Source organism: Photorhabdus heterorhabditis, from assembly GCF_018448905.1.
Taxonomy (GTDB): domain Bacteria; phylum Pseudomonadota; class Gammaproteobacteria; order Enterobacterales; family Enterobacteriaceae; genus Photorhabdus; species Photorhabdus heterorhabditis.
The window spans coordinates 1-21,689 of record NZ_RCWA01000043.1 but is presented as its reverse complement, the minus strand read 5'-3'; the positions used below and the strand labels follow the sequence as shown (position 1 = coordinate 21,689).

Genomic DNA, 21,689 nt, shown 5'->3' with positions numbered 1-21,689 from the left:
GGCATCAGAGTTCGTTTCATATTAAAATAACGGATCGCATTTAATGAACATTTTCATTGGCACTGATAGCCACAGAAGCAAGATAATTAAGTAGCGCAATATCGTTATTCACACCCAGTTTTACCATTGCTGATTTTTTCTGGCTGCTGATAGTTTTGACACTTCGATTTAGTTTTTTCGCAATATCTGTTACCAAGAAACCTTGGGCAAACAGGCGTAGTACTTCGCTCTCTTTTTGTGATAACGGTTTGTCACCGTAGCGGGTTTTCGTTACTTTTTTCAACAGTTCAGAAACACTCTCTGGCATAAATTTTTCCCCTTGCTTCAGGGCAGTCAATACGTCAGATAAATCTGTTGGCGCTCCTTGTTTTAAAACAACTCCTTCAATATCAAGCTCGAGCACAGCGCTTAAAATGGCTGGATTATTGTTCATGGTCAGAACAATGATTGATAGCCTGGGGTAATGGCGTTTGATGTATTTAATCAAATTAATCCCATCACCATAGATGTCTCCAGGCATGGACAAATCAGTGATCAGCACATTTGCTTTAATACAAGATAGATTGTTGATCAAAGTAGTAGAGTCTTCCGACTCAGCGACAACGTTGATCCATTCGAGTCGCTCAAGTGATTTGCGGATGCCAAACAGAACAATTGGATGGTCATCGGCAATAATGACGTTAAGGCTATTCATCTATTAGTTACCTTGCTGCAACAGCCTTGTGATGAAAGAATCAATGCGGCTGATGCTATTTTTAATCTCTATTTCGTTACCGTTTGTTATGTGTTGTTCCAGTGTTTCGCAAGAAAATTTGAGGAATTCTAAGTCTAACATAGCAAAGACACCTTTTAGGCGATGTGCTGTTTGCGAAAGTGATATCAAATCATGCTGCTCTATATCAGTATACAGTTTATTAATATCTATCGGTACTGTCTCGATAAATAATTGCTGATAATCACTAGCTGCCAGCTGTTTTCGGTAACTGCTTATAACATTTTCAATATCGTAATCAGTGTCTTCGTTGTTAAATGGTGACATTTCTGAAATTTCATTAAATTCGTTAAAACTGAGGTTTCTCTCAATTAATAACGAAATGGCATTGATAATAGCTTCGTTCAGATTGTAGTTACATCTAATATAGTCAGGAGTCATCTGCTCAAGGCCAGCAAGATCACCAACCAACAATATAGTAGATCTGGCGGAATCATACGGTTTATCTGTCAGTATGATATCGTATTCTCTACTGATATTTTCTTTCTTTTTATCAAAGTAAGCAGCGCCATAATGTCTTAGGTAATTTTGTATGATCTTACGGATTTCTGTATTGCTAATATCCAGTAAAGCGGTAATATCTTCCAGTAGCTGTGGGCATTGGTCTTGATCGATTATCAACGGCAAACTGATGGTGTAATGTGTACCCAGGTTAGGTTTGCTGTCTATAGTAAAATGACCATTGAGTTTTCGACATAATTGGTCACAGAGATAGAAGGTCAGCCCTGAATTGGACTGATATTTATCTCCAACCGCTTTGTTTAGAAATGGATAATTCAAATTTGCCAAATCGTTTGAATTCAGTCCGGCACCGGTATCTATAACTTCGATCTGAATTTGATCTTTGTATTTCTGAGAATAATTAACTATGAGTGATATTTTCCCATAAGATGTAATCGTGATTGCATAGTTAACCAACATCAGGATAATTTTACGGATGACAAAGCCATCGCCAATAAATATGGATTCAGGGTTAATATTACAGTGATAATAATAATTTAACCCTTTATTATTTATTTTTGATAACACGTTTTTAAAAATATCGTCTAACATGTGTGATAATGAAAATGACTCACTTTTTGCTTGCCAGTCACCTAATTCCAATTCATTGAGAAATGAGATATTCTCGACCCAGCCGGATATATATTCAGATTTAGTTAATAAATTATTGATGATATGATCACTATTTTCCTCTATAGGGATTTGTTTTAGTTGGTAAGCAATATTATTTAATTCCTTTATTGGCTGTTTCAGCTCTGAGCTAATGTTTGTTAACATAAAACGTCGGGCTTGTACGCTCTTATCATGTTCGAGATGTGCAAGTTGTAAACGCTTGTTAATCAATGCTTCCTGGTCTTTATCTTGCAATAAAAATAGATAAGTTTCTGGCAACAGGTGAATGTTGTGCACTTTAATTTCATAGACTGAATCGTCAATTGATGTTTGGATGACACCATGATGTTGCTTTGCCATCATTTTAATTTTGTTTAAGTCGATATCAGGCAATAGATGATCAGCAATTTTATTACTCATGATTATCTGATTTGTTGAGAAATTATAAATCAGTAAACCAATTGGGATATTGGAGATAATATCGTTACTTAACGCATCCTTGACTTGTAGCTCGTGGCTCATAAGAGCATTTGGGGCAATATATTTTTTACGAATATAAATAAGCCCACCCAGAGACAGAATAATAAATATTGAATCTGCCAGCAGTAGCCAGATGTTTTTGTACAACAAATCGATCAGCAAATCTTTGAGTGATACCCGATACAGTAATTTGTATTTCGTGCCACTGAGTGGTTGAGAGAATTCGAGCCAGAAACCATTTTGTGAGATATTAGCTTTATTCGTTTCATCGGGGTTTTGTTCATTGTTAGATAGTAAGCTGAAGTTTGCTGCTCCCATATCGATAGGAAGGAGATGGCTAATCGGTAAATCAAAAGCGATAACGGTCGCCAATTGACCTGGTGAGTTGAATGTTGCCCTGTAAGTGTAGAAATAGAGATTTTCGCCACTTAGCTTACGGATTGATGAAATATTTTCCCGTTCATCTAAAGCGGTAGACTGCATCAGCATCTCTGAACGTTTCGATTCGGCTGTCAGTGTCAGATAACTTTCTTTAAATCTTAATTCTGGTTTAAGAATGGAGTGAGTTGTTATTAAAAACAGATTGTTATCTTTACCGTTCAGATAGTACATAGAGTTGTATTCATTGCGGGCGCCCCACAAAATCTCTATATAATTGGAAAGACGTTGTGCCAACGCTGCACTTGTCGCGTTATGGTGACCAAAAATAATAGCGTCGATAGCCTGATAACGACTTTCAAGCCAATAAACATCAGGTCGTAGCTTCATTGGTGAAACAGGTCCCTGTAGTTTAAAAGGCGAGATATTAGCTTGTTCAAAGATAGAATTAGCATGGTAACGATAATCTTCTATCTGCAATACCATTTTGGTTGCAACACTATTTAGCGCGTACTTTTTCCCCATCAGCCAGGCGTTGAAGTAGTTATAGCTATATAAAAACAGGGAAACAAAAAGCAGGGCAATGAACAAGCCATAGTAACGGTTTATGGTTGATGAATTGATTGAAGATTGTCTGTTATACATGCGTTAGGTAAAAACCTTAGTCATTGTTTGGCTATGATTTAGCGAGAACGCTAATTTTAACAGGATAAGAACCTGGAATGGTATTGTAGATTGAGGATTGAGCGAATAGTAAAAAAATCACAGATTTTTTGCGATTAAGACTAGACATACGATCCTACTATAGAGCATAATCTCGCGCCATGGAAGGATGGCCGAGCGGTCGAAGGCAGCGGTCTTGAAAACCGCCGATGGGAAACCATCCTAGAGTTCGAATCTCTATCCTTCCGCCAAATACTAACCTTATGTATATTTTATGCATAAGGTTTTTTTCATTCCAGAGTATCATTCAGAATGCGCGAAGATCACTTAGCTCTCGCTCGGTTTCTATGAGAAACCACCAGATTATAAACCCATCTATTGGGTATATAGCAGTCAACTATTTTGGGGTGGAATAAATTGAAGAGAAGTGAAAAGGTCGCTGCCTGGGTAGTACCTTCAGTTTTGCACAATCTTATAGTGGTTGTCTCTGTGTCAGAGTGTTCTTTGGGATAGCGATATGTCATCAATGATCAGATTTTGATGTCAGGGTTTATGGTGTTTTGAATATGCCTAAAAAAATCTATTATTTATGCTTGATTGTTTGAATCAGGTTGTAATATACTGCGCTCGCTTTCGGGGGCTACCCCGGAATACGCCGGCTTAGCTCAGTTGGTAGAGCAACTGACTTGTAATCAGTAGGTCACCAGTTCGACTCCGGTAGCCGGCACCAAATCATATAAGAAGCCGTTATCTTTATCAGAAGATAACGGCTTTTTTCATGTTTATCTCACATAAAAGAACTGTTTTTATATACAGCTAATTTTGTCACTTTCCATAGCGATCTTTTTATCAGAATGGATATCAGTGCGAAACTCATTGTCAGGCAGGCCAACATAAAATAGCCAGAATAAGAAATCAGGAAATAGAGATCAGACAGGGTAAAAGATAGCAGCAGGTATTGATGTTGCAAGATCGTGTTAGGCAAAAACAGTTTCATACCAGTAAAATACTTTTTCCAAATTGCCGGTTAAGTCGCATGAGTTTAAAAAAACTCGTTGGTTAAAAAGGGGTTATTTCTGACAATGTTAAAACTTTCTGCATAGATATTTACCTGATAATCGGTAATTTACTGTTAGTAACATTAATCCTATTTCTGCCTTAAAAATTTTTTCAAATCTGCTTGAGATATTTCGAACACTGTTAGTCAAATCCTACATTTGCATCGATTTGTCGCTGATCGTTATGTAAACAGTATGATCTCTGTACCTTTGTTATAGGTGTAGAGGACATTTTTAATCGTCATTTTTCTATAGATTTCAGCGTTGATCCAAAGTATTTTTTACACTTTAATATCCATGAGATAAAAATTTTGTGCTACTTTTTATTTAATGTATTTTTTATCTGATAATAAAAAGGGGTTGTTATGTTGTCTGAAAATTCTCGGAAAATAATAAAAACTATTAGCTTTGCTTTAGATGTTCTAAGTTCCTTGCCTTTTAAGGTAGGATACATTACAGGATTAGGTAAAATTTATATGAGAAATACTTAGATGGGGATGATAAGCACTTTATAACTAGTTGTATTAACCAAGATATTATATTTTCCTCTGAGATTAAGCTTGGAAGGAATAGAAATCAGATAGGATTTCTATTTAATAGATCAGGTAATAAGATGTATTGAGACGATATAGTTAAGTAACAAAGAAACGCAAGAAATAGAGCATGAGAAATTCGTTATACCCAATAGATTTCAAGATGTATCGCGACGGCAAGGGAGCGAATCCCCGGGAGCATAGATAACTCTGTGACCGGGGTGAGTGAGTGCAGCCAACAAAGAGGCAACTTGAAAGATAACAGGTATATAACGCCGAATGCATGGATGCGAGAGGCCATTACGAAAATAATTTTTACTACTATTTGCTACTAAAAATTAAGGTAAAAACGTATGCGCAATATTCAACAAGTTCTAGAGCGTTGGGGTGGTTGGGCTGATGATGCCACTGGTGTTAATTGGCCGCCGATCGCTGCTGGGTTTAGGGGGCTGATTACGTCAACTCGTCCATCTCGTCCTTCCTGTTGCGATAATGATGGTTTGATCATTGATGCCTGTATAGCAAAGCTTAAGACGGTAGATAAGTCTGAAGAAATTGAAGTTTTATTTATGTACTATGCTTTGGGTATTTCTAAACGATCGATAGCTCGTTTAATTGAGGTATCAGATATTGAAGTACGTTCCCGGTTGCAAAAAGGCGAAAGCTTTGTACAGGGATGTTTAGCTATGCTTGATATCACATTAGAAATGGATAATGAAATACAAGAGTGCAAAAAGCTTGCGCGTACGCAAAAAGCTATGGTAGTGTATTAACCAGTTAAAGTTGCGAATAAGCGCGGAAACTAATAAACCTCGATATTTTTATCGGGGTTTTTTTATGTAGAAAATCGGGAAAATAACGTTTAATTCATCAGGTTCAATTGAAAAAATTAAAGTTATTCAAGAGATGGTGTGATATGGATATACCCAATAGATTTCAAGATGCATCAAGACGGCAAGGGAGCGAATCCCCAGGAGCATAGATAACTCTGTGACTGGGGTGAGTGAGTGCAGCCAACAAAGAGGCAACTTGAAAGATAACAGGTATAAGTGTCTTAAAGTATCCGCTGTGACACACTGATAGATAAGTAAAAACTTAAATAGTAATTGTAAGGGCTGCACTTTGTTGCGGCCTTTTTCGTATTTGCCGCCGCGAATGACTTACGCATATTTTTTTACCTTCTTTGCGGTCGGTATCCCTATTAAATCAATCATAACCTGGTGCTGGAGACTAAGCCTTCATAGAGGGCTTGGTGTATTCAGCTACATTGCGAGTTATTGCTGTTTGATGGAGGTATTTTTGATGAGCAACAGTAGTGATAAAGCGGGTTGGTTAACGCCTGTCATTCCTGGGCCTGAGTACGATGATGAGCTGGAACACACTCTGCACCATTGGGTGTGTGGTGTTTCTGGTTTGCCTGACGATAAAGTGCGTTCCCGATGGACATCACTACCACCACCGTTATCGGAAGATGATGGGTGTGATTTTGGCATTACGGGCTTTATTTCAGACGTGTCTCCGGTCTTTGAGAACCAAACCGACGAAAGTACTGAGTTATGGCGTTATGAAGAAATCGAGTGTTTGATTTCGTTTTATGGCCCGAACTGCCAGCGGTACGGTACCTGTTTTCGTGATGGATTGGCGGTCAGTCAGAACAATGACGAATTAGGTCGTTTCGGTCTTTCTGTGGGCAAATATACTCGGCTAACTTTTTTACCTGAGCTTATCAATAATCAGTGGGTGCATCGTTATGACATGACGATCACCTTGCGGCGAAAAGTGGTGCGTGAATACGGTGTTAAATCACTGGTGGAAGCGCCTGTCAAATTCTTTGGAGATTAAATTATGCAGGGTTTACCTGTTTCAAACATTATCAATGTCACGTTGAATATGGCTCCTCATGCGGCTCAGGCTCGGAACTTTGGTGCGTTACTGATCGTCGGTGTAAGCAACGTGATCAATACTCATGAGCGTTTACGCCAGTATTCTGATATCGATGGCGTAGGGGCAGATTTCGGTATGGATACGCCAGAGTACCAGGCCGCAGCGCTTTATTACTCCCAGTCACCACGTCCTGTCGATTTATATATTGGCCGCTGGGCTAAAAGCAATGTCGGAGCTTCTTTGCAAGGGGCAGTACTGACCAAGCAACAACAAATACTGAGTAAATTTACTGCCGTCACAAATGGTTCTTTTAAGTTAACGCTTAACGGTAAAGAGGTGATATGCAGCGGCATCGATTTGAGTAAAGAGACCAATCTTAATGGTGTTGCCCAACGGGTAGCGGAAAAGCTGAAAGATTGTTCAGTGACATATGATAATTCATCTGCATGTTTCGCCGTGGTACCAAATTCTGCGGGCGCTATTGGTTATGTTTCACAGGCTAGCGGAACGTACATTGGTGATTTACTAAAACTAGATGGAGAGTCTGGGGCTACGGTTATCGAACCAACCAAAGCAGAAACGATTGCTGAGGCCGTGGCAACATTGGGGGCTGCGTCTAGTGGCTGGTATGGGCTGGTTATCGCTGACGACACGCTGACAGACGAAGATATTCTATCTGTTACTGACTACATTGAATCGGCATCTGTTTCTCGAATCTATGGACATACAGTGCAAAAAACAGCGGTATTGGATGCTGATGTTGATACTGATATTGGATCAAAACTGAAAGGGGGAAATTATCAGCGTACGCTTTGGCAATATTCAACGGGTAAACCCTATACTGTGGCTTCTCTGATGGGACGTATGTTTACGGTCAATTTCGACGGTAACAACACCACCATTACCCTGAAATTTAAACAAGAACCTGCGGTTACGGCGGAAAATCTCACCGCAACCCAAGCCAACGCCTTGAAAAAGAAAAACGGCAACGTTTTTGTTAAGTATAACAATGACACAGCCATTATTCAGGAAGGCGTCATGGCAAACGGTGATTTCATTGATGAACGTCACAGTCTGGACTGGTTGCAGAACTACGTTCAGAACAATCTTTATAACCTGCTTTACACCAGTACCAGCAAAATCCCCCAAACTGATGAAGGTGTCACACGCCTAATTACCAATGTTGAACAGTCACTTGCTCAAGCGGTGACGAATGGATTGATCGCTCATGGAGTATGGGGTGGTGATCCGATTGGTGCGCTGAACACCGGAGCAACATTGACAAAAGGTTATTACGTCTACGCTCCACCCATTGCGACACAGGCACAGGCTGACAGGGAAGCCCGGAAAGCACCGGTTATTCAGTGCGCTATCAAATTAGCAGGAGCTGTTCATTACGCTGATGTCATTATTAATGTAAACAGATAAGGATTGAAAATGGCTACGTATTCTTTTCTTGATGTCTCTGCTTCTATTACAGGGGTAGGAGGTTCTTTCGATCTTGGTAACGGCGCGGCTCTCTCTGACGAGGGAATTGTAGTTACGATGTCAGAAAGCAAAAACACCATGACCACCGGAGCAGATGGTGAAGTCATGCATTCATTGCATGCTACCAAATCTGGAACTATTACAGTTAATTTGCTTAAGACCAGTCCGGTAAACGCAAAACTGAACGCTATGCTTAGTGCACAATCGCTTTCATCGGCAGCATGGGGTAATAACGTGATTGTTATTCGAAACAAGGAAAGTAACGACGTTGTTGTTGCACGTTCTGTTGCCTTTCAGAAGCAACCGGATTTACAGAATTCCAAAGCAGGTAATACCGTTGCCTGGGTGTTTGATTGCGGAAAAATCGACATCATGTTAGGCACATTCTAACCAGTTTACTTTACAAACGCTGAAACTAGCCGGGGCATTTGTCTGCATGTTCATAATCAGGCTTATGCTTCGGTAGCTTGGACGGTTTTGGGCTAAGTATTTGAGGGGGGAGATTATGGAATTTGAAATCGACGGTAAAAAATATCGCAGTGGCAAACTGAACGCTTTTCAGCAACAGGATCTGGCAGTGGCCTTGTCTCCAGCTATTCCTGCACTTGGGCCACTGATGAAAAAGATCGTCGCAGATAGAAATGATGATGGCACGACCAGCTTTGAAGAATTGATTCCTCATCTGATTGAATTCATTACTGCGCTGGGAAAATCCAACCGGTATGAAATTAATGATATTTGCTTATCAGTGGTTTCTCGTGAACAGAGTGGCATATGGAGCAAGATTTATGAACCTGATGGTCAAGTATTGATGTTCGATGACATCAATGGCTTAGAATTACTGAAAATTGTAGGTTTTATTATTCGAGATTCATTGGGAAATTTTTTTCCCGCCCTATCAGAGAGCGAAGTGTAATCCCAGGACAACCCAGCTTAAATTTTGAAACTCTCCCGAAAGGGCGTGATTATCTGTTACGCCCGGTCATTGCGGGCATGTGCTGTTATGAATCATTAAAAGACGGCGCTCTTGACCTGGCTGATATTGCATTGATGAATGATGCCCTTGATGTTAAATCGGAAAATGAGGCCATGATAGAGAGGTGGCGAAATGAGTAATGACGCTGAAACAATGAGAGATTTCCTGGTATCACTTAAGTTTGATGTTGACGAGGTGGGACAGCGTAAATTTATCGCTGTTATCACCGAAGTAACAGCCAATGTTCTCAAAATGAGGGCGGAAATTGAAAACGCCACCTCAGCGGTGGTTAATTTTATCACCCAAGTCACTGACGGGCTGGACAAACTCTACGGACAGTTACAGAAAACAGGTTCAACGATTGAAAAAATTAAACCTATTGATGAGGGAGCTAGTCAGGCGGTAGGAAGTGGAAGTGTAGAAAGATTTCTACCGAAGATTGATATTTTGTCCCATGCCAATGGCGGCCATGTTAATACTGCCTCTTTGATAACATCAATGAGTGAGCCGCTATTAAAAGCCACGATGGGATGTGCCAATCAAAACACCAACACACTTGATAGTGATGACATATTTAATGCGATTGAGGGATTAGTTAAATGGTTAAACAAAGGGGAAGCTTCAGCGAACGGCTTATTGAAAACACTGAATGAATTATGGAAATTCACAGGAAGAAAAATTACGCTGGGAATATTATTCGACCTTAATAGTCGATTAAATGCATTACAAGAAGAAGCAAGGAAAAATCACGAAACGGTGGGTGAAACCATACAGCGGCAGCGAAAAGAACGTGAAGCAAATAAGAAACCCCTGTTAACGTTTGATCAATTTAATAGTTGGATATCAACGCATGGGCTGTATGTGGCTTCTGACTTGACACCGTTTTTTAGCAAAGATAATTATGAAAAATACCAGAAACAACTTGATGGTAGTAAGCCTATCATTGATAAAGATCACAACCAGAAAGTTGCTGGTATTCCCCAATATCAAAAACAGCTTGATGGCGGTGAACTTATAATTGATAAAGATCACAGCCAAAAAATTGCCGATATTCCCAGAAAAGTATCAGGCCAATCAAGTAAAGCGAAAAAGAAACGCAAGAATAAGCCACTCAATAAAGACCATCATAAAGCTGGTATTGCTAAGCAGCCTGATACTCATCAGAGTTTAAATGCAGTTAATCAGTCGATGGATATTTTGAACAGTGAGCTGACAGAAACAAGAATAAAGAAACTCATGTCTTCCAGAGGGGCCAGGAATAACAACCCGCTAAATATGAACTTTGCGAATCAAAGAGGGGCAGTCCGTGAAGATAGCCCTGGGCACAGATTTGCTAAGTTTCCAGATGCATATAGTGAATTAAAGGCCACCGCTCATCAATTGAGGCGTTATTTTAGTGGCAAGACTACAGGAAAAAAGCTGCAAACCATTGCCAGTATTATCCCGACATGGGCGCCATCAAAAGACGGTAATAAGACTAAAGCATACATTGCTAGTGTGTCTAAAATGATGGGCGTTTCTAAAGATGCGTTCCTTGATTTAACCGATCCTAACGTGATGCAACATTTGATTGATAGCATGATGGTAGTCGAAATTGGTGGTAATCCCTATTCACCAGAATTTATTAGGGCGGCGATTCTCGGCGTGCCACCGTCAGAGAATAAACCTTTGGGCTTAACCAAACATCTAAATAATGTTGCTAATTATTGGAAAAACATTTCCATTGACCCTCATATGCTCAGCGGTGCAATGACGAATATCAACAGTATGATCAATCATCAGGGAGCGACTCACAATTTCATGCTGCGTTCGCTGATTCCTGCTGGCAATAATAATATGAATGGGATTGGGGAAGTAAACTACCATATTGAGATTAATGGCGTTGAATCCCCCAGAGAAGCGGCAAGACTTACTGGAGAAACGGTAGAACGCACTCACAGTATGTTACTTAGAAATATGCAAACACAAGTGAGATAACAATGGATATATTATCAGTTATGTTTTCTCAGCAAACGAGAAAAATAGGTGCCATTGTACCGAGTGTCATTATTTCAGAAACACATACGGACACATCCAATATCACGGATCATCCAGTCCAACAGGGGGTGACAATCAGTGATCATGCTTATGATAGTCCATCAGAAGTGAGAATGGAGCTAGGTTTTGCTGGTGGCGGTTCGCTACTTGATGTTATTGATACTACAAAAGTATTTGATATTGCTACCGGATTGAGCCTGGGAACCAGTCCGCATGCGGTGTATCAACAATTACTCGACCTTAGGGCATCCCATAAACCTTTTGATGTCGTCACCGGGAAACGCTTATATAAAAATATGTTAATTAAAGATATGACAATCACAACGGATAAAACCAGTGAAAATGTTCTCTCAGTGATTTTAAACCTGCGTGAAATCATTATTGTTGAAACATCAACGGAGCAAGCAGCGCCTGCTGAAAATATGAAACATCCTGAAGATACGGCACCTGTGATTAATGTGGGAACCAAAGTCACGGTGAAGCCGTCATTACCACGAGTTATTCTTGACTATATTATAGAGCGGGGTAAAAAATGGCTGGGATTGTAGAAATTCCTTTATCACCGATAAACCAGCAATTCGATGTTCAATTGGATGGTGTTAACTATAAAATGAGCTTAATTTGGCGTGATATTGCGGGTTGGATTCTGGATATCATGACGCCGGACAGTGAGCCAATAGTCACTGGCTTACCGCTAGTATTTGGGATTAACTTGCTTGAACAATATCGTCATCTTGGTTTTAACGGTTCATTAATTTTTTATGGTGATATAAACCAGGAAAAACCTTTCAGGAATAATCTTGGTAAAGAGGATAAATTATATTTTGTAACAAATTAACATGAAGAAAATAAGCGTGAATTTTAGGGGGTTGTTTATTTTGCTATTTGTGAACCTGTAATCTTTAATGTTCAATGACTTGTTACGCATACCCGCTTAATTGCGGTTTTTTTGTTCCTGTTAATTAGGTGAATTATGTCAAAACAATGGATAAGAGAATGTCACCTTATCGTTTTCGACGAAAAGGGCGAAAAAGTAGATTTATCAAACCTGAAAATCATATTTGATATTAAAATAACGGAATCTTCCTATCCTGCTACAGGCATTTTTACAATATATAACCTTAATGACGCAACCAGTAATAAATTACGCAAAAATGAGTTTAAAACGATTAAATTTGTGGCGGGCTACAAAGGGAACTCAGGACAAATATTTTCAGGTCAAATCCAGTACACCCATGTAAAGAGAGATAGCCCAACGGATACTTGTGTTGTTATTCAGGCGGCAGACGGAGATGAACCACACAATTACGCGACAGTGAATACCACCATTGCGGCTGGATATTCACAAGCAGATTTAGATCACTTACTGATGCGTGATATTGCCAAATATGGCATTACGGCTGGCTTGCGCCCTGAATTAAGAATGTCAGCCTCACCCAGAGGAAAAGTGCTTTTTGGTATGCACCGTAATGCAGTCTCTGACTTGGCAAAACAATGTGATGCTAACTGGCGCTATGAAGATAACCAGTTACATATTGTGCCTAAAAATAAATACTTAACTGAAGCCGTTGTACTCACATTAAAAACGGGTCTGATTGGTATGCCTGAACAGACTATCGGCTCAGGTATTAACGTTACGTGCTTAATTAATCCGAACATCCGTCCAGGTACATTAATTAGATTGGATAACCGCTCAATCACACCGGTTGATCCCTCTACTGTACATAAGGATTCAAAAGAACAACCGGCAGCATTGGATTCTGACGGTGATTACATTGTCTTCAATATAAATTATTCCGGCGATACCCGCGAAACCGAGTGGTACATGAAAATGATGTGTATCGCTAAGAGCGATCACACCCTGCTGAATCAATCAACTGGCAACAAAGGTAAGGCAGACAACTGATGATAAATACTGATGAACGACTAAATAGACCGGAAGCGGTCTTTTTTTCTATGCAAGAAATGATTAGCGCCGGATTGTATGTCTCTCTGCCCTGTATTATTCAATCATTTGATGCTGATGCGGTAACCGTTACAGCACAACCGGCTATCAGATGGAAAATCAGGAAAAAAGATGGGGATCTTGAATCAGTATCCTTACCGCTGTTGGTGGATGTCCCCGTTATATTCCCAAGGGGTGGTGGAGTGACGCTAACATTTCCGGTAAAAGCGGGTGATGAATGTCTGGTCGTGTTTGCTGATCGTTGCATTGATTACTGGTGGCAATCGGGTGGCGTACAAGAGCCGGTAGATCCCCGGCAGCACAACCTATCCGATGGATTTGCGCTTATTGGCCCACAATCACAGCAACAAAAAATAGCTGGCATTAGCACAAGTAGCGTCCAGCTGAGGAGTGATGATGGTGCGGCTTATATCGAGCTTGATCCTGGTAGCCATAACATCACGGTTATCACACCGGCAAAACTCACTGCCACTGCAAATGGTGGTACCGAAATTACCTCACCTGAAATCATCCTGAACGGCAACGTCACTATTAACGGCAACTTATCGCAGGGAATGGGGGCTGGTGGTGGTACTGCAACCATGCAAGGCCCAGTTACTGTGAGCAACGATGTGACAGCAGCGGGGATTAGCCTTAAAAACCATGTCCATAGCGGTGTGCAATCGGGTGGAAGCAACACGGGGAAACCCCAATGAGATACAGAAGAGAAATTGACAACGACTATATATTTGGTCGTGGTGAAGCGGGTTTTCTTATCAATTCACCGGAGGCGATTGCACAGGCAGTGAGAACACGTTTGATGCTGCGTAGTGGTGAATGGTTTCTTGATAACCAAGAGGGAACTGATTACGACAAAGTATTAGGTAAAGGCACATCGGGTTTTTATGACCTGGTCATCAGACAGAGAATACTGCAAACACTTGGTGTATCAAACATTATCCACTACCGCAGTGAAAGAAACCCCAACACAAGAAAAATCACCATTACAGTCACGATTGACACGATTTATGGACAGACAGGAGTAACGGCTGATGTATGAAAATATTATCAACACAATGTTACCTGACATTAATAAAAACGGGATCAATGCCCCTGATTATCAAACCATTTTAAATGGCTGGAAGACAATATTTAGAGATATCTACGGAGAAGATATTTACATTGAATCTGACAGCAAAGACGGTGTTTTTCTATCGTTGATTGCTTATGTGGTTCATGGTTGTAATAACGCAATCATTGCTTCTTATAACTCATTCAGCCCAGCAACCGCGGTGGGTGAGGGGCTTTCTCGTAATGTCAAAATCAACGGTATTACCAGAAAAAGCCCCAGTAACTCGACTGTAGATGTTTTAATAACTGGCCGGGCGGGTACTGTTATTCGCAATGCTTCTATTCGGGATGATATAGGAAACACCTGGTCACTACCGGATGAAGTCACTATAGACATGCACGGGCAGGCTATTGTAACGGCTGTGTGTCAAAAAACAGGCGCTATTGGCGCACTGCCTCACACGATTAATCAGATTGCTACACCAACATTGGGCTGGCAAACAGTGACAAACCCTGTTGCTGCTACACTGGGTCGGGGAGTTGAAACCGATGCAGAACTGAGAATCCGGCAAGCAGTTTCAGTTGCATTACCTTCGAAAACCATTATGGATGGACTTATTGGCGCTATTGCTAATCTGCATGGTGTTTCACGTTATCAGGGATATGACAACGACACGGATGAAACCGATAAGAACGGTATACCTGCGCACAGTATTGCGATTGTCATTGATGGAGGAGACTCGAAAGAAATTGCTCAAACTATTTTGATAAAGAAAACGCCGGGCATACCGACATTTGGCACCACCTCTGAAATTGTCACGGATAACACTGGCAATAAAAAAACGATTAACTTCTATCGTCCAACGCTGGTACCAATTTATATTGAAATTCAGATTAAACCTTTTATTGGATACACATCGGATATTGGAAATAATATTCGGACAGAGGTATCTAACTATATCAACTCACTTTATATTGGTGATGGGATATATGTTACTCGTTTATTTGTGCCGGCAAACTTATGTAATAAAAACGGCAGTCAGACATATGAAGTATTATCTGTGGTGGCAGGTAAATCAGCATCAACAACAGGAGTAGCGAACATCAATATTGCCTTTAATGAAGCGCCGACCTGTTCACCTGAAAATATTAAAATAGTGACGGTGCTCGAATGAATAAATATATGAAGCTGATTCCGTCTTACCATATGGAAGGTGAACGATATGTCAGAATGCTTGAAGCTGTTACCGATATTTTTAACTGGAATGCGTCCACCGCTGATTTACTGATTAGCAGTTTTGACCTTGATAAAGCGGAGGGCAAACAGCTTGATATCATTGGAGAATGGGTAGAAAGAAATCGAATGATTCAAACCCCGATTGAATACTATTACTTCTCCTTTGATATTCCTGAATTGGGATTTGATAGTGGCAAATGGAAAGGGCGGTTTGATAGTGATAAAAGTTATGTCAAGTTGGATGATGATAATTATCGAATAGTAATCAAAGCTAAAATAGGCGCAAACAACTGGGATGGAACGGCTGAATCACTTAATAACATCCTGAGTTTTATTCACTCACATAACAACATATCTATATCTTTTGAAGATAACTTGGATATGTCATTTACCGTAACGGTAAGAGGTAAAGTAATTAGTAGCATCACTAAGGAAATCATCCATCAGGGTTATCTCTCGATTAAACCTATGGGAATAACGGTTAATTACCATATAGTGGAGGGTTAGAAATGGCGAAAAATGATTTTAAGGCATTTGCGACGGGTGAAAACGCGAATACTTTATCACAAGAAGAATATGAAAATTCTGATTTTATTGAAGAGGGATTTAAATCGGGCATTGCCAGAAGTGAGCGATTAAATAAAGTTTGGCGGCAATCCTCAATCATTGCTGCGGTAATTGGGAAATATATTGCAGAAAAAACGGGGGAGGATGTTATTGATGATGGTGATTTAGAGAAACTCACCCAACAGTTAGACTTGGCATTAAAACAAAAAATTACCACGGAAATCCCGGCTGCTTCGCTTACGCAGAAAGGCATATCGCAGCTCAACAGCGCGACAAATTCTGACAGAGAAGATCAGGCGGCAACGCCTAAAGCTGTGCATGACGTTAGAAGAATCGCGGAGGGAAAATTAAGTGGCGTTCCTGATGCATCATTGACTGAAAAGGGGATAGTGCGGTTAAGTAATCAAATTGCTGATGCGGGGAATACGGTACCGACCTCATCATTAATGCATACCGTATGGAATGAGTTAAATAAATCAATCGATGGAGCTAACACTAACGCGACAAATGCAAACAACAATGCAACAAACGCAAATAATAATGCCAACAATAGACTGGCAAAAAACCAAAACGGTGCAGATATCCCTAATAAAAGTGAGTTTATAAAAAACCTTGGTTTAGTGGAAACGATGAATCTGGCGAAAAGTGCGTTTCCAAAAGCAGGTGGGATTGTAAACGGGAATGTGGATGCGACTGGATATGTAAAATCCGGAGAAGGCAAAGATGTTGTATCTAGTCAAGACATCTGGGCGAAAAGATACATTTATGAGTCCGGCTTGCGTGTTTATAGTCCGAATAATAAGCCTTCTGCTGAGGAAGTGGGGGCATATCCAAAATCTGGCGGTGTTGTAAACGGAAATGTGGATGCAACCGGATATATTTCCGGTAAGGGGGTATATGAAGCACCCGGTATTCGGGTATATAGTTCAATCAATAAGCCATCCCCAGGAGAACTCGGCGCATATACCACAGGTGAGTGCAATAGGCGATTTCAACTCAAGGGCAGTTACCAGCCAGCCGGGAACTATGCTCCTATGGGGCAGTCATATACTAAACCTGAGTCTGATTCCCGATATGGCAGCAAAAATACTGCCTTAAAATCTACAAATGGTTGGTGGAGATGTGGAGATACCGGGATGATTTATCAGTGGGCGAGCCACCTTTGGTATGCTGGGCAATCACTGAATTTTAATTTTCCAATCTCATTTCCAAATGCTGTTTTCGGGATCGTGTTATCAGATAATATAGGATATCAATCTATGGGCACTACTAATAGAAGCAGAACAGGATTTACACTAACGGGTAATCAGAGTGCACTATCGTTTTATTATCTGGCTGTGGGGTATTAATTATGTATTATTACAGTGCAACAACTAATGCATTTTATCCGTTCGAATGGAAACAGGATTATATCAATGCCGGTTCATTTCCAAACGATGCGGTGGAAGTCGATGAAGTTATCTTCATTGAGTTTGCTGGCAGTATTCCTCCAGAGGGTAAATATCGTATAGCGGGTAAAAATGGTTTACCCGAATGGGCGGACATTCCTACGCCCACAAAAGAAGAATTGCAGCAACAGGCTAAATCTCGAAAACAGCAATTGATAGCTGAAGCAACAAATCAAATTGCACCATTACAAGATGCTGTTGATCTAAATATGACAAATGATGAGGAAAAAGCGCAGTTAATAGCTTGGAAAAAATACCAAATATCACTGAGCCGTATCGATGTTACATTAGCACCAGACATTAACTGGCCTGAAAAACCATAATCTCCCACTAACAGCAGATGAATTTTACCATAATTGATGAAGTTAACTTTAGTGAGTTATATGAAAAATACAAACATTTAATCTTTGAATTTTAAATTGGTAGTGATATTGAGTTTATATATACGCTCACTTATTTGTGAATTTCTAGACCTCAACTGATAGTTTTAACAGATATTAGTTGAGGTCAAGATGAACAAGAAAGAAGAATTAGGAAGTTAGCGAAAGCTTAAAATATTTGCTCATGTTAAAGAAAATAATAACGTCAGTAGAACTTGCCGTTATTGGAGAAATCCCGGGATAGAGTCTGTACATTATTCTGTGTAATTGCCATCTGATTATAAATGACCGTCCAGACGATCACCGAGCTAGTGAGAATACGGGAAAACTGATTAAGATCGGCTTCAGTTTTGAGGTCCTTAGCCAATTTAGCTGCGAGTGCCTTAATTTTATTTTCGTCCATAATTTGCCTGTCTCCGTTTTCCGAATAAATATATCAAAAACAGGCAATTACACAATTTAAATTACAGGATCATAGCTCATTAATCCTTATTAAAGGGGAGTTTTCTTTCTATTCGTTTATTAAAAATAAAATCAATTAGCTGATTTTTAACTCGATGTATTTCACGTAACAGTTTACTGTTGTAATTTTCTTTAGGAGTGATAATTCTATGGACTCTTTCATTTTCTAAAGAACTCGGGAAATTATTATGACTCTTATTTAAAGTAAAATCCTGCATACATAGTGCTGGTATTAACTGACAGGCAATGTAATTTTTATCTAAAATAAAATTATCAAATATTTCACAATCAACTGGTTCTCTTAATGGAGTGCTAGTTATTTTATTAAATAGAAAATTAGCTCCTTTATTTGTAATAATGTATCCACCAGCACCTAAATGTTCGTTTTTTAATCTAAAAATATTCTCATTTTTTTTAAGTTTTTTCACTGGAAAAACAGAGGTTCTTACTTTCTCATCTGCTCGTTCAATTTTTATAATATCAATGTTGTTATCTACCCAACTATAATCAGTTAAATATAATTCTGACTCCTTGGATAGATATATATCATCCTCAAAAATACCAGCTACAGGAATGTTCTCGTCAATAATTTTCTTCCACAAAGTAATATGACTTAAAAAACATCCTTTTTCTCCCATTGATAAATTTGGGTTATCAAAAGTTATTCCTAATTCATTTGCAATATTGATTCTGCTCTTATCAATAGCATCAAAAAATTCAAATTCTATATTATTCCTTTCAAACTGTTCAGTTATATGTTTTCTTCTTTTTTCATTGTTATTCAGTAAACTAATTATAAAGTTTTTCATAGTGTCTTCCAGTGTTTTATAACGAACATTAAGAGGATAATTATGGTTATTAACCCAACAATTACAACCCATGCTCCTACACTCACGCTTTTAGTTTGGGTAGGGGATATAGACAACCTGGAGGGATGGGATATTGCTTGCAATATCCCATCCCCTATCAATGCTTTGTTTACTACACCATGCATTCTTATTGCATTTTTGCGTAATTGATAGTTTAGTAGTTGACGGTTATTCATTAAGTTACAATATTCCACTTTACTAAGATAGTAGACTATTCTAAGTTACATAGCGAATGGATACAAGTATATTACTAATTGGAGAATTTCGCCAGATAAAAATTAACGCTTAGTTTCCTATTTTTTTTGAGGGTTAGACTGCTTTTTACCACGACTTAGTATTTTGTTGGTTTATAAAAATTGCAAAAACCTATCTAATCAAATTATTACCCGTTATTGTACTCCCAATTTTTTGACTTTTAGTTCATACAGCTTTGAGCTATCGTTTTAAAATAGTTTATGTATTTGCCATATTCTCTCTTTTTTTGCCGTGTTTTATAGAATTCTTTTGATATGACCACTTTCATTTACGTCCTTATCTGGCTGAGGTCTGGTTCGCCAGATTCTAATGTTATCCTATTCCTATTTTTAATACAAATTACCATTTAATTAGCCCACTATCGTTAATCTGGAAGTAAACATGTTCGTATTCCCTTAAATAATTCATTCGGTGTTTTCCCCCCGTGTTTTTCGAGGGCGATAATTCAATCGGTTTACTTTTTCCGTTATTAGTTACAATTGGCAATAACGTTAAAATCGGCGCTGGAGCGGTTGTTATCGGTGGTATTCCATCCGATTCAACCGCTGTTGGTGTTCCTGCAAGGGTCATAAAAAATAACCCTGTTGATTTTGATTAAATGCTACGATCACTCCAATGCTACAATACGACTAAGACCACCATTTAAGCTGATTATTGATACAGTCCTACCATTATTACTGGTTCTTATGACAGTAATTGATGACTCATAATAAGTAAATTCTATTGGAAATCCGTCACTAGGTATAAATATCAAGGAATGTCGATCTCTTGCCACCGTGCCTGAAACTAATAAAAATTTACCTTTGATATCTTCATTCAGATTGACAGAACCACCATTACCAATAAATCCTTCCCATACCACTCGTGGAGCCAGTGAAGAGACTTTTTTTTGATATCGATTTTCACTCTCCCCTCTGGTATAGCATTCCCCCCTAACCGCATAGTTCCCCACAGGTTGATAGTTGCCATGTGGTTGATATCGTTCATCCGATTCTCCTTTTGGATATGCCCCAACATCCCCGGCACTTAAACTGACATCCCCATTCAACGCCTTGCCATTAATTTTCCGGCTACTCGGCACCGCACTTTTCGCCAAATTCATCGTTTCCACTAAACCAATGTTTTCTGTAACCGATTAACTCACCGCAATTCTTGCCAGGGCAGCGCTTTAAAGCATTAAACGAAGCCGGATACGATAAAAATCGGGTCGATTTACGTGTCAATAAATAACCAAAATGAAGATTTAGCAAGAAATGAATTAACTATGAGTAAATTACGAACATGATTAGAGCAATAAATGAGCAAAGAAAAATCAAAAACATATCATTGTGAATCTCTGTTATGGATATTTATACATTACTATCACTAACAAATGTAATCACTTTAGAGAATTATAAGTTTTCTGTTTCTGATCATACGGCAGACTGCGATATTTAGTGGTTTGGGAATTGACATAATAAAATTTTTTTCAAAATTAGATTTTATATTTAGTTTAAAAGAAAGGCGGATTCGACTAATAAGTGCAATTTTTCAGAAGGGCGGTCAGTTGCTATAGTAGGCATCTTTCCCGCCACAGGAAAATGCACAATGACCTATATACAACTGACCGAAACAGAAAGATACCCGATTTCCAGTTTAAAAAAAGCCGGTTTTTCACAGCGCTTCATTGCTGAGTCACTTAAGCGAAGCCCGTCGACCATCAGCAGAGAATTGAAGAGAAATCAAGAAGTTCAAATCTATTGTCCTGAACAGGCTCATTTGAAGGGATTAGCTCGTCGTCATTTTGCTAAAAAAGCCGTAAAAATAACGCCGGAAGTCAAAAAATGGATAAAACGGTTAATTTGGCAAGATTTGAGTCCTGAACAGGTGGTTGATTATTTGAAGCGGCATAAAGGGATATTTTTGCATCATGAGACAATTTATAGGCTGATTTATCAAGATAAAAGAGAGGGGGGTGATTTATGGCAACATCTGCGAATTGCCAGAAAACCCTATCGTAAACGCTATGGTCGCTATGAAAAAAGAGGCAAAATTAAAAATCGGGTCAGTATTGATGTTCGACCAGAAGTCGTT

At 39.3% G+C, this 21,689-nt stretch carries 23 protein-coding genes and 2 tRNA genes; 20 read left to right on the top strand and 5 right to left on the bottom strand.

Annotated features, from left to right (window positions below; translation table 11 throughout):
* Positions 1-40: 40 nt before the first annotated feature.
* Both rcsB and rcsD read right to left on the bottom strand, forming a co-directional pair.
* Positions 41-694: a response regulator transcription factor RcsB gene (rcsB, locus tag EAE89_RS19405; RefSeq protein ID WP_054480348.1), complete on the bottom strand. Its 654-nt coding sequence runs from the start codon at positions 692-694 to the stop codon at positions 41-43.
* Between the two features lie 3 nt (positions 695-697).
* Positions 698-3,388, bottom strand: coding sequence for a phosphotransferase RcsD (gene rcsD, locus EAE89_RS19400; protein ID WP_214086435.1), 2,691 nt, complete (start codon positions 3,386-3,388; stop codon positions 698-700).
* 181 nt (positions 3,389-3,569) lie between these two features.
* Here rcsD and EAE89_RS19395 point away from each other — a divergent pair.
* The 18 genes from EAE89_RS19395 (at position 3,570) to EAE89_RS19315 (ending at position 17,973) form a co-directional block, all read left to right on the top strand.
* A tRNA-Ser gene (locus EAE89_RS19395) sits at positions 3,570-3,657 on the top strand.
* Between the two features lie 403 nt (positions 3,658-4,060).
* Positions 4,061-4,136: transfer RNA gene (locus EAE89_RS19390), tRNA-Thr, on the top strand.
* A 1,214-nt stretch (positions 4,137-5,350) separates the two neighbouring features.
* Positions 5,351-5,770 carry an antiterminator Q family protein gene (locus tag EAE89_RS19385; RefSeq protein ID WP_054480346.1) on the top strand — a complete coding sequence of 140 codons (420 nt, stop codon included), beginning with the start codon at positions 5,351-5,353 and terminating at the stop codon, positions 5,768-5,770.
* Positions 5,771-6,299: 529 nt separating this feature from the next.
* Positions 6,300-6,839 (top strand): phage neck terminator protein, encoded by a 540-nt coding sequence (locus tag EAE89_RS19380; RefSeq protein ID WP_422615520.1) that lies wholly within the window; start codon positions 6,300-6,302, stop codon positions 6,837-6,839.
* A gap of 3 nt (positions 6,840-6,842) precedes the next feature.
* Positions 6,843-8,309, top strand: a complete 1,467-nt coding sequence (locus EAE89_RS19375) for a DUF3383 domain-containing protein (protein WP_083451946.1) — start codon at positions 6,843-6,845, stop codon at positions 8,307-8,309.
* Positions 8,310-8,318: 9 nt separating this feature from the next.
* The gene (locus EAE89_RS19370; protein ID WP_054480343.1) at positions 8,319-8,759 is read left to right on the top strand and encodes a DUF3277 family protein; all 441 of its coding nucleotides are present in this window, start codon (positions 8,319-8,321) and stop codon (positions 8,757-8,759) included.
* Between the two features lie 115 nt (positions 8,760-8,874).
* Entirely contained in the window at positions 8,875-9,285 is a 411-nt protein-coding gene (locus EAE89_RS19365) for a phage tail assembly chaperone (protein ID WP_214086434.1), read from the top strand.
* Positions 9,286-9,362: 77 nt separating this feature from the next.
* Positions 9,363-9,485, top strand: coding sequence for a DUF6889 family protein (locus EAE89_RS24455; protein WP_235525498.1), 123 nt, complete (start codon positions 9,363-9,365; stop codon positions 9,483-9,485).
* Positions 9,478-11,322, top strand: coding sequence for a hypothetical protein (locus tag EAE89_RS19360; protein WP_214086433.1), 1,845 nt, complete (start codon positions 9,478-9,480; stop codon positions 11,320-11,322). Before EAE89_RS24455 ends, EAE89_RS19360 begins: the two co-directional genes overlap by 8 nt.
* A gap of 2 nt (positions 11,323-11,324) precedes the next feature.
* Positions 11,325-11,930 (top strand): phage baseplate protein, encoded by a 606-nt coding sequence (locus EAE89_RS19355; RefSeq protein ID WP_214086432.1) that lies wholly within the window; start codon positions 11,325-11,327, stop codon positions 11,928-11,930.
* On the top strand, positions 11,915-12,220 hold the full coding sequence (locus tag EAE89_RS19350; RefSeq protein ID WP_054480339.1) for a phage baseplate plug family protein: 306 nt from the start codon (positions 11,915-11,917) through the stop codon (positions 12,218-12,220). The genes EAE89_RS19355 and EAE89_RS19350 overlap by 16 nt, the downstream gene beginning before the upstream one ends.
* Positions 12,221-12,355: 135 nt before the next feature.
* On the top strand, positions 12,356-13,288 hold the full coding sequence (locus EAE89_RS19345; protein WP_214086431.1) for a phage protein: 933 nt from the start codon (positions 12,356-12,358) through the stop codon (positions 13,286-13,288).
* Positions 13,288-14,043 (top strand): phage baseplate assembly protein V, encoded by a 756-nt coding sequence (locus EAE89_RS19340; RefSeq protein ID WP_214086430.1) that lies wholly within the window; start codon positions 13,288-13,290, stop codon positions 14,041-14,043. The genes EAE89_RS19345 and EAE89_RS19340 overlap by 1 nt, the downstream gene beginning before the upstream one ends.
* A complete protein-coding gene (locus EAE89_RS19335; protein ID WP_214086429.1) occupies positions 14,040-14,387 on the top strand; it encodes a contractile injection system sheath initiator in 348 nt (115 codons plus the stop codon). The genes EAE89_RS19340 and EAE89_RS19335 overlap by 4 nt, the downstream gene beginning before the upstream one ends.
* Positions 14,380-15,573, top strand: coding sequence for a baseplate J/gp47 family protein (locus EAE89_RS19330; RefSeq protein WP_214086428.1), 1,194 nt, complete (start codon positions 14,380-14,382; stop codon positions 15,571-15,573). Before EAE89_RS19335 ends, EAE89_RS19330 begins: the two co-directional genes overlap by 8 nt.
* A complete protein-coding gene (locus EAE89_RS19325) occupies positions 15,570-16,142 on the top strand; it encodes a DUF2612 domain-containing protein (RefSeq protein WP_054480334.1) in 573 nt (190 codons plus the stop codon). The genes EAE89_RS19330 and EAE89_RS19325 overlap by 4 nt, the downstream gene beginning before the upstream one ends.
* Before the next feature lie 2 nt (positions 16,143-16,144).
* Positions 16,145-17,551: a tail fiber protein gene (locus tag EAE89_RS19320; RefSeq protein WP_214086427.1), complete on the top strand. Its 1,407-nt coding sequence runs from the start codon at positions 16,145-16,147 to the stop codon at positions 17,549-17,551.
* Positions 17,552-17,553: 2 nt separating this feature from the next.
* Positions 17,554-17,973 carry a tail fiber assembly protein gene (locus EAE89_RS19315; protein WP_214086426.1) on the top strand — a complete coding sequence of 140 codons (420 nt, stop codon included), beginning with the start codon at positions 17,554-17,556 and terminating at the stop codon, positions 17,971-17,973.
* Between the two features lie 262 nt (positions 17,974-18,235).
* On the opposite strand, the gene EAE89_RS19310 is transcribed toward EAE89_RS19315, so the two are convergent.
* The gene (locus EAE89_RS19310) at positions 18,236-18,433 is read right to left on the bottom strand and encodes a hypothetical protein (protein WP_214086442.1); all 198 of its coding nucleotides are present in this window, start codon (positions 18,431-18,433) and stop codon (positions 18,236-18,238) included.
* 79 nt (positions 18,434-18,512) lie between these two features.
* Positions 18,513-19,301, bottom strand: a complete 789-nt coding sequence (locus EAE89_RS19305; RefSeq protein WP_214086425.1) for a glycosyltransferase family 25 protein — start codon at positions 19,299-19,301, stop codon at positions 18,513-18,515.
* A gap of 739 nt (positions 19,302-20,040) precedes the next feature.
* Between EAE89_RS19305 and EAE89_RS19300 the strand changes: the two genes are divergently transcribed.
* Positions 20,041-20,214: a hypothetical protein gene (locus EAE89_RS19300; RefSeq protein ID WP_214086441.1), complete on the top strand. Its 174-nt coding sequence runs from the start codon at positions 20,041-20,043 to the stop codon at positions 20,212-20,214.
* A 9-nt stretch (positions 20,215-20,223) separates the two neighbouring features.
* Here the strand turns inward: EAE89_RS19300 and EAE89_RS23770 are convergent, their stop codons facing one another.
* The gene (locus EAE89_RS23770) at positions 20,224-20,718 is read right to left on the bottom strand and encodes a hypothetical protein (protein ID WP_244866625.1); all 495 of its coding nucleotides are present in this window, start codon (positions 20,716-20,718) and stop codon (positions 20,224-20,226) included.
* A gap of 485 nt (positions 20,719-21,203) precedes the next feature.
* On the opposite strand from EAE89_RS23770, the gene EAE89_RS19290 reads away from it, so the two are divergent.
* The coding region (locus EAE89_RS19290; protein WP_214086424.1) for an IS30 family transposase at positions 21,204-21,689 on the top strand (486 nt) is incomplete at its 3' end.

What these genes read in the sequence shown, in the direction of transcription:
- rcsB (WP_054480348.1), bottom strand. Translation starts at nt 694, where the DNA reads ATGAATAGCCTTAACGTCATTATTGCCGATGACCATCCAATTGTTCTG.
- rcsD (WP_214086435.1), bottom strand. Translation starts at nt 3,388, where the DNA reads ATGTATAACAGACAATCTTCAATCAATTCATCAACCATAAACCGTTAC.
- EAE89_RS19385 (WP_054480346.1), top strand. Translation starts at nt 5,351, where the DNA reads ATGCGCAATATTCAACAAGTTCTAGAGCGTTGGGGTGGTTGGGCTGAT.
- EAE89_RS19380 (WP_422615520.1), top strand. Translation starts at nt 6,300, where the DNA reads ATGAGCAACAGTAGTGATAAAGCGGGTTGGTTAACGCCTGTCATTCCT.
- EAE89_RS19375 (WP_083451946.1), top strand. Translation starts at nt 6,843, where the DNA reads ATGCAGGGTTTACCTGTTTCAAACATTATCAATGTCACGTTGAATATG.
- EAE89_RS19370 (WP_054480343.1), top strand. Translation starts at nt 8,319, where the DNA reads ATGGCTACGTATTCTTTTCTTGATGTCTCTGCTTCTATTACAGGGGTA.
- EAE89_RS19365 (WP_214086434.1), top strand. Translation starts at nt 8,875, where the DNA reads ATGGAATTTGAAATCGACGGTAAAAAATATCGCAGTGGCAAACTGAAC.
- EAE89_RS24455 (WP_235525498.1), top strand. Translation starts at nt 9,363, where the DNA reads ATGTGCTGTTATGAATCATTAAAAGACGGCGCTCTTGACCTGGCTGAT.
- EAE89_RS19360 (WP_214086433.1), top strand. Translation starts at nt 9,478, where the DNA reads ATGAGTAATGACGCTGAAACAATGAGAGATTTCCTGGTATCACTTAAG.
- EAE89_RS19355 (WP_214086432.1), top strand. Translation starts at nt 11,325, where the DNA reads ATGGATATATTATCAGTTATGTTTTCTCAGCAAACGAGAAAAATAGGT.
- EAE89_RS19350 (WP_054480339.1), top strand. Translation starts at nt 11,915, where the DNA reads ATGGCTGGGATTGTAGAAATTCCTTTATCACCGATAAACCAGCAATTC.
- EAE89_RS19345 (WP_214086431.1), top strand. Translation starts at nt 12,356, where the DNA reads ATGTCAAAACAATGGATAAGAGAATGTCACCTTATCGTTTTCGACGAA.
- EAE89_RS19340 (WP_214086430.1), top strand. Translation starts at nt 13,288, where the DNA reads ATGATAAATACTGATGAACGACTAAATAGACCGGAAGCGGTCTTTTTT.
- EAE89_RS19335 (WP_214086429.1), top strand. Translation starts at nt 14,040, where the DNA reads ATGAGATACAGAAGAGAAATTGACAACGACTATATATTTGGTCGTGGT.
- EAE89_RS19330 (WP_214086428.1), top strand. Translation starts at nt 14,380, where the DNA reads ATGTATGAAAATATTATCAACACAATGTTACCTGACATTAATAAAAAC.
- EAE89_RS19325 (WP_054480334.1), top strand. Translation starts at nt 15,570, where the DNA reads ATGAATAAATATATGAAGCTGATTCCGTCTTACCATATGGAAGGTGAA.
- EAE89_RS19320 (WP_214086427.1), top strand. Translation starts at nt 16,145, where the DNA reads ATGGCGAAAAATGATTTTAAGGCATTTGCGACGGGTGAAAACGCGAAT.
- EAE89_RS19315 (WP_214086426.1), top strand. Translation starts at nt 17,554, where the DNA reads ATGTATTATTACAGTGCAACAACTAATGCATTTTATCCGTTCGAATGG.
- EAE89_RS19310 (WP_214086442.1), bottom strand. Translation starts at nt 18,433, where the DNA reads ATGGACGAAAATAAAATTAAGGCACTCGCAGCTAAATTGGCTAAGGAC.
- EAE89_RS19305 (WP_214086425.1), bottom strand. Translation starts at nt 19,301, where the DNA reads ATGAAAAACTTTATAATTAGTTTACTGAATAACAATGAAAAAAGAAGA.
- EAE89_RS23770 (WP_244866625.1), bottom strand. Translation starts at nt 20,718, where the DNA reads ATGAATTTGGCGAAAAGTGCGGTGCCGAGTAGCCGGAAAATTAATGGC.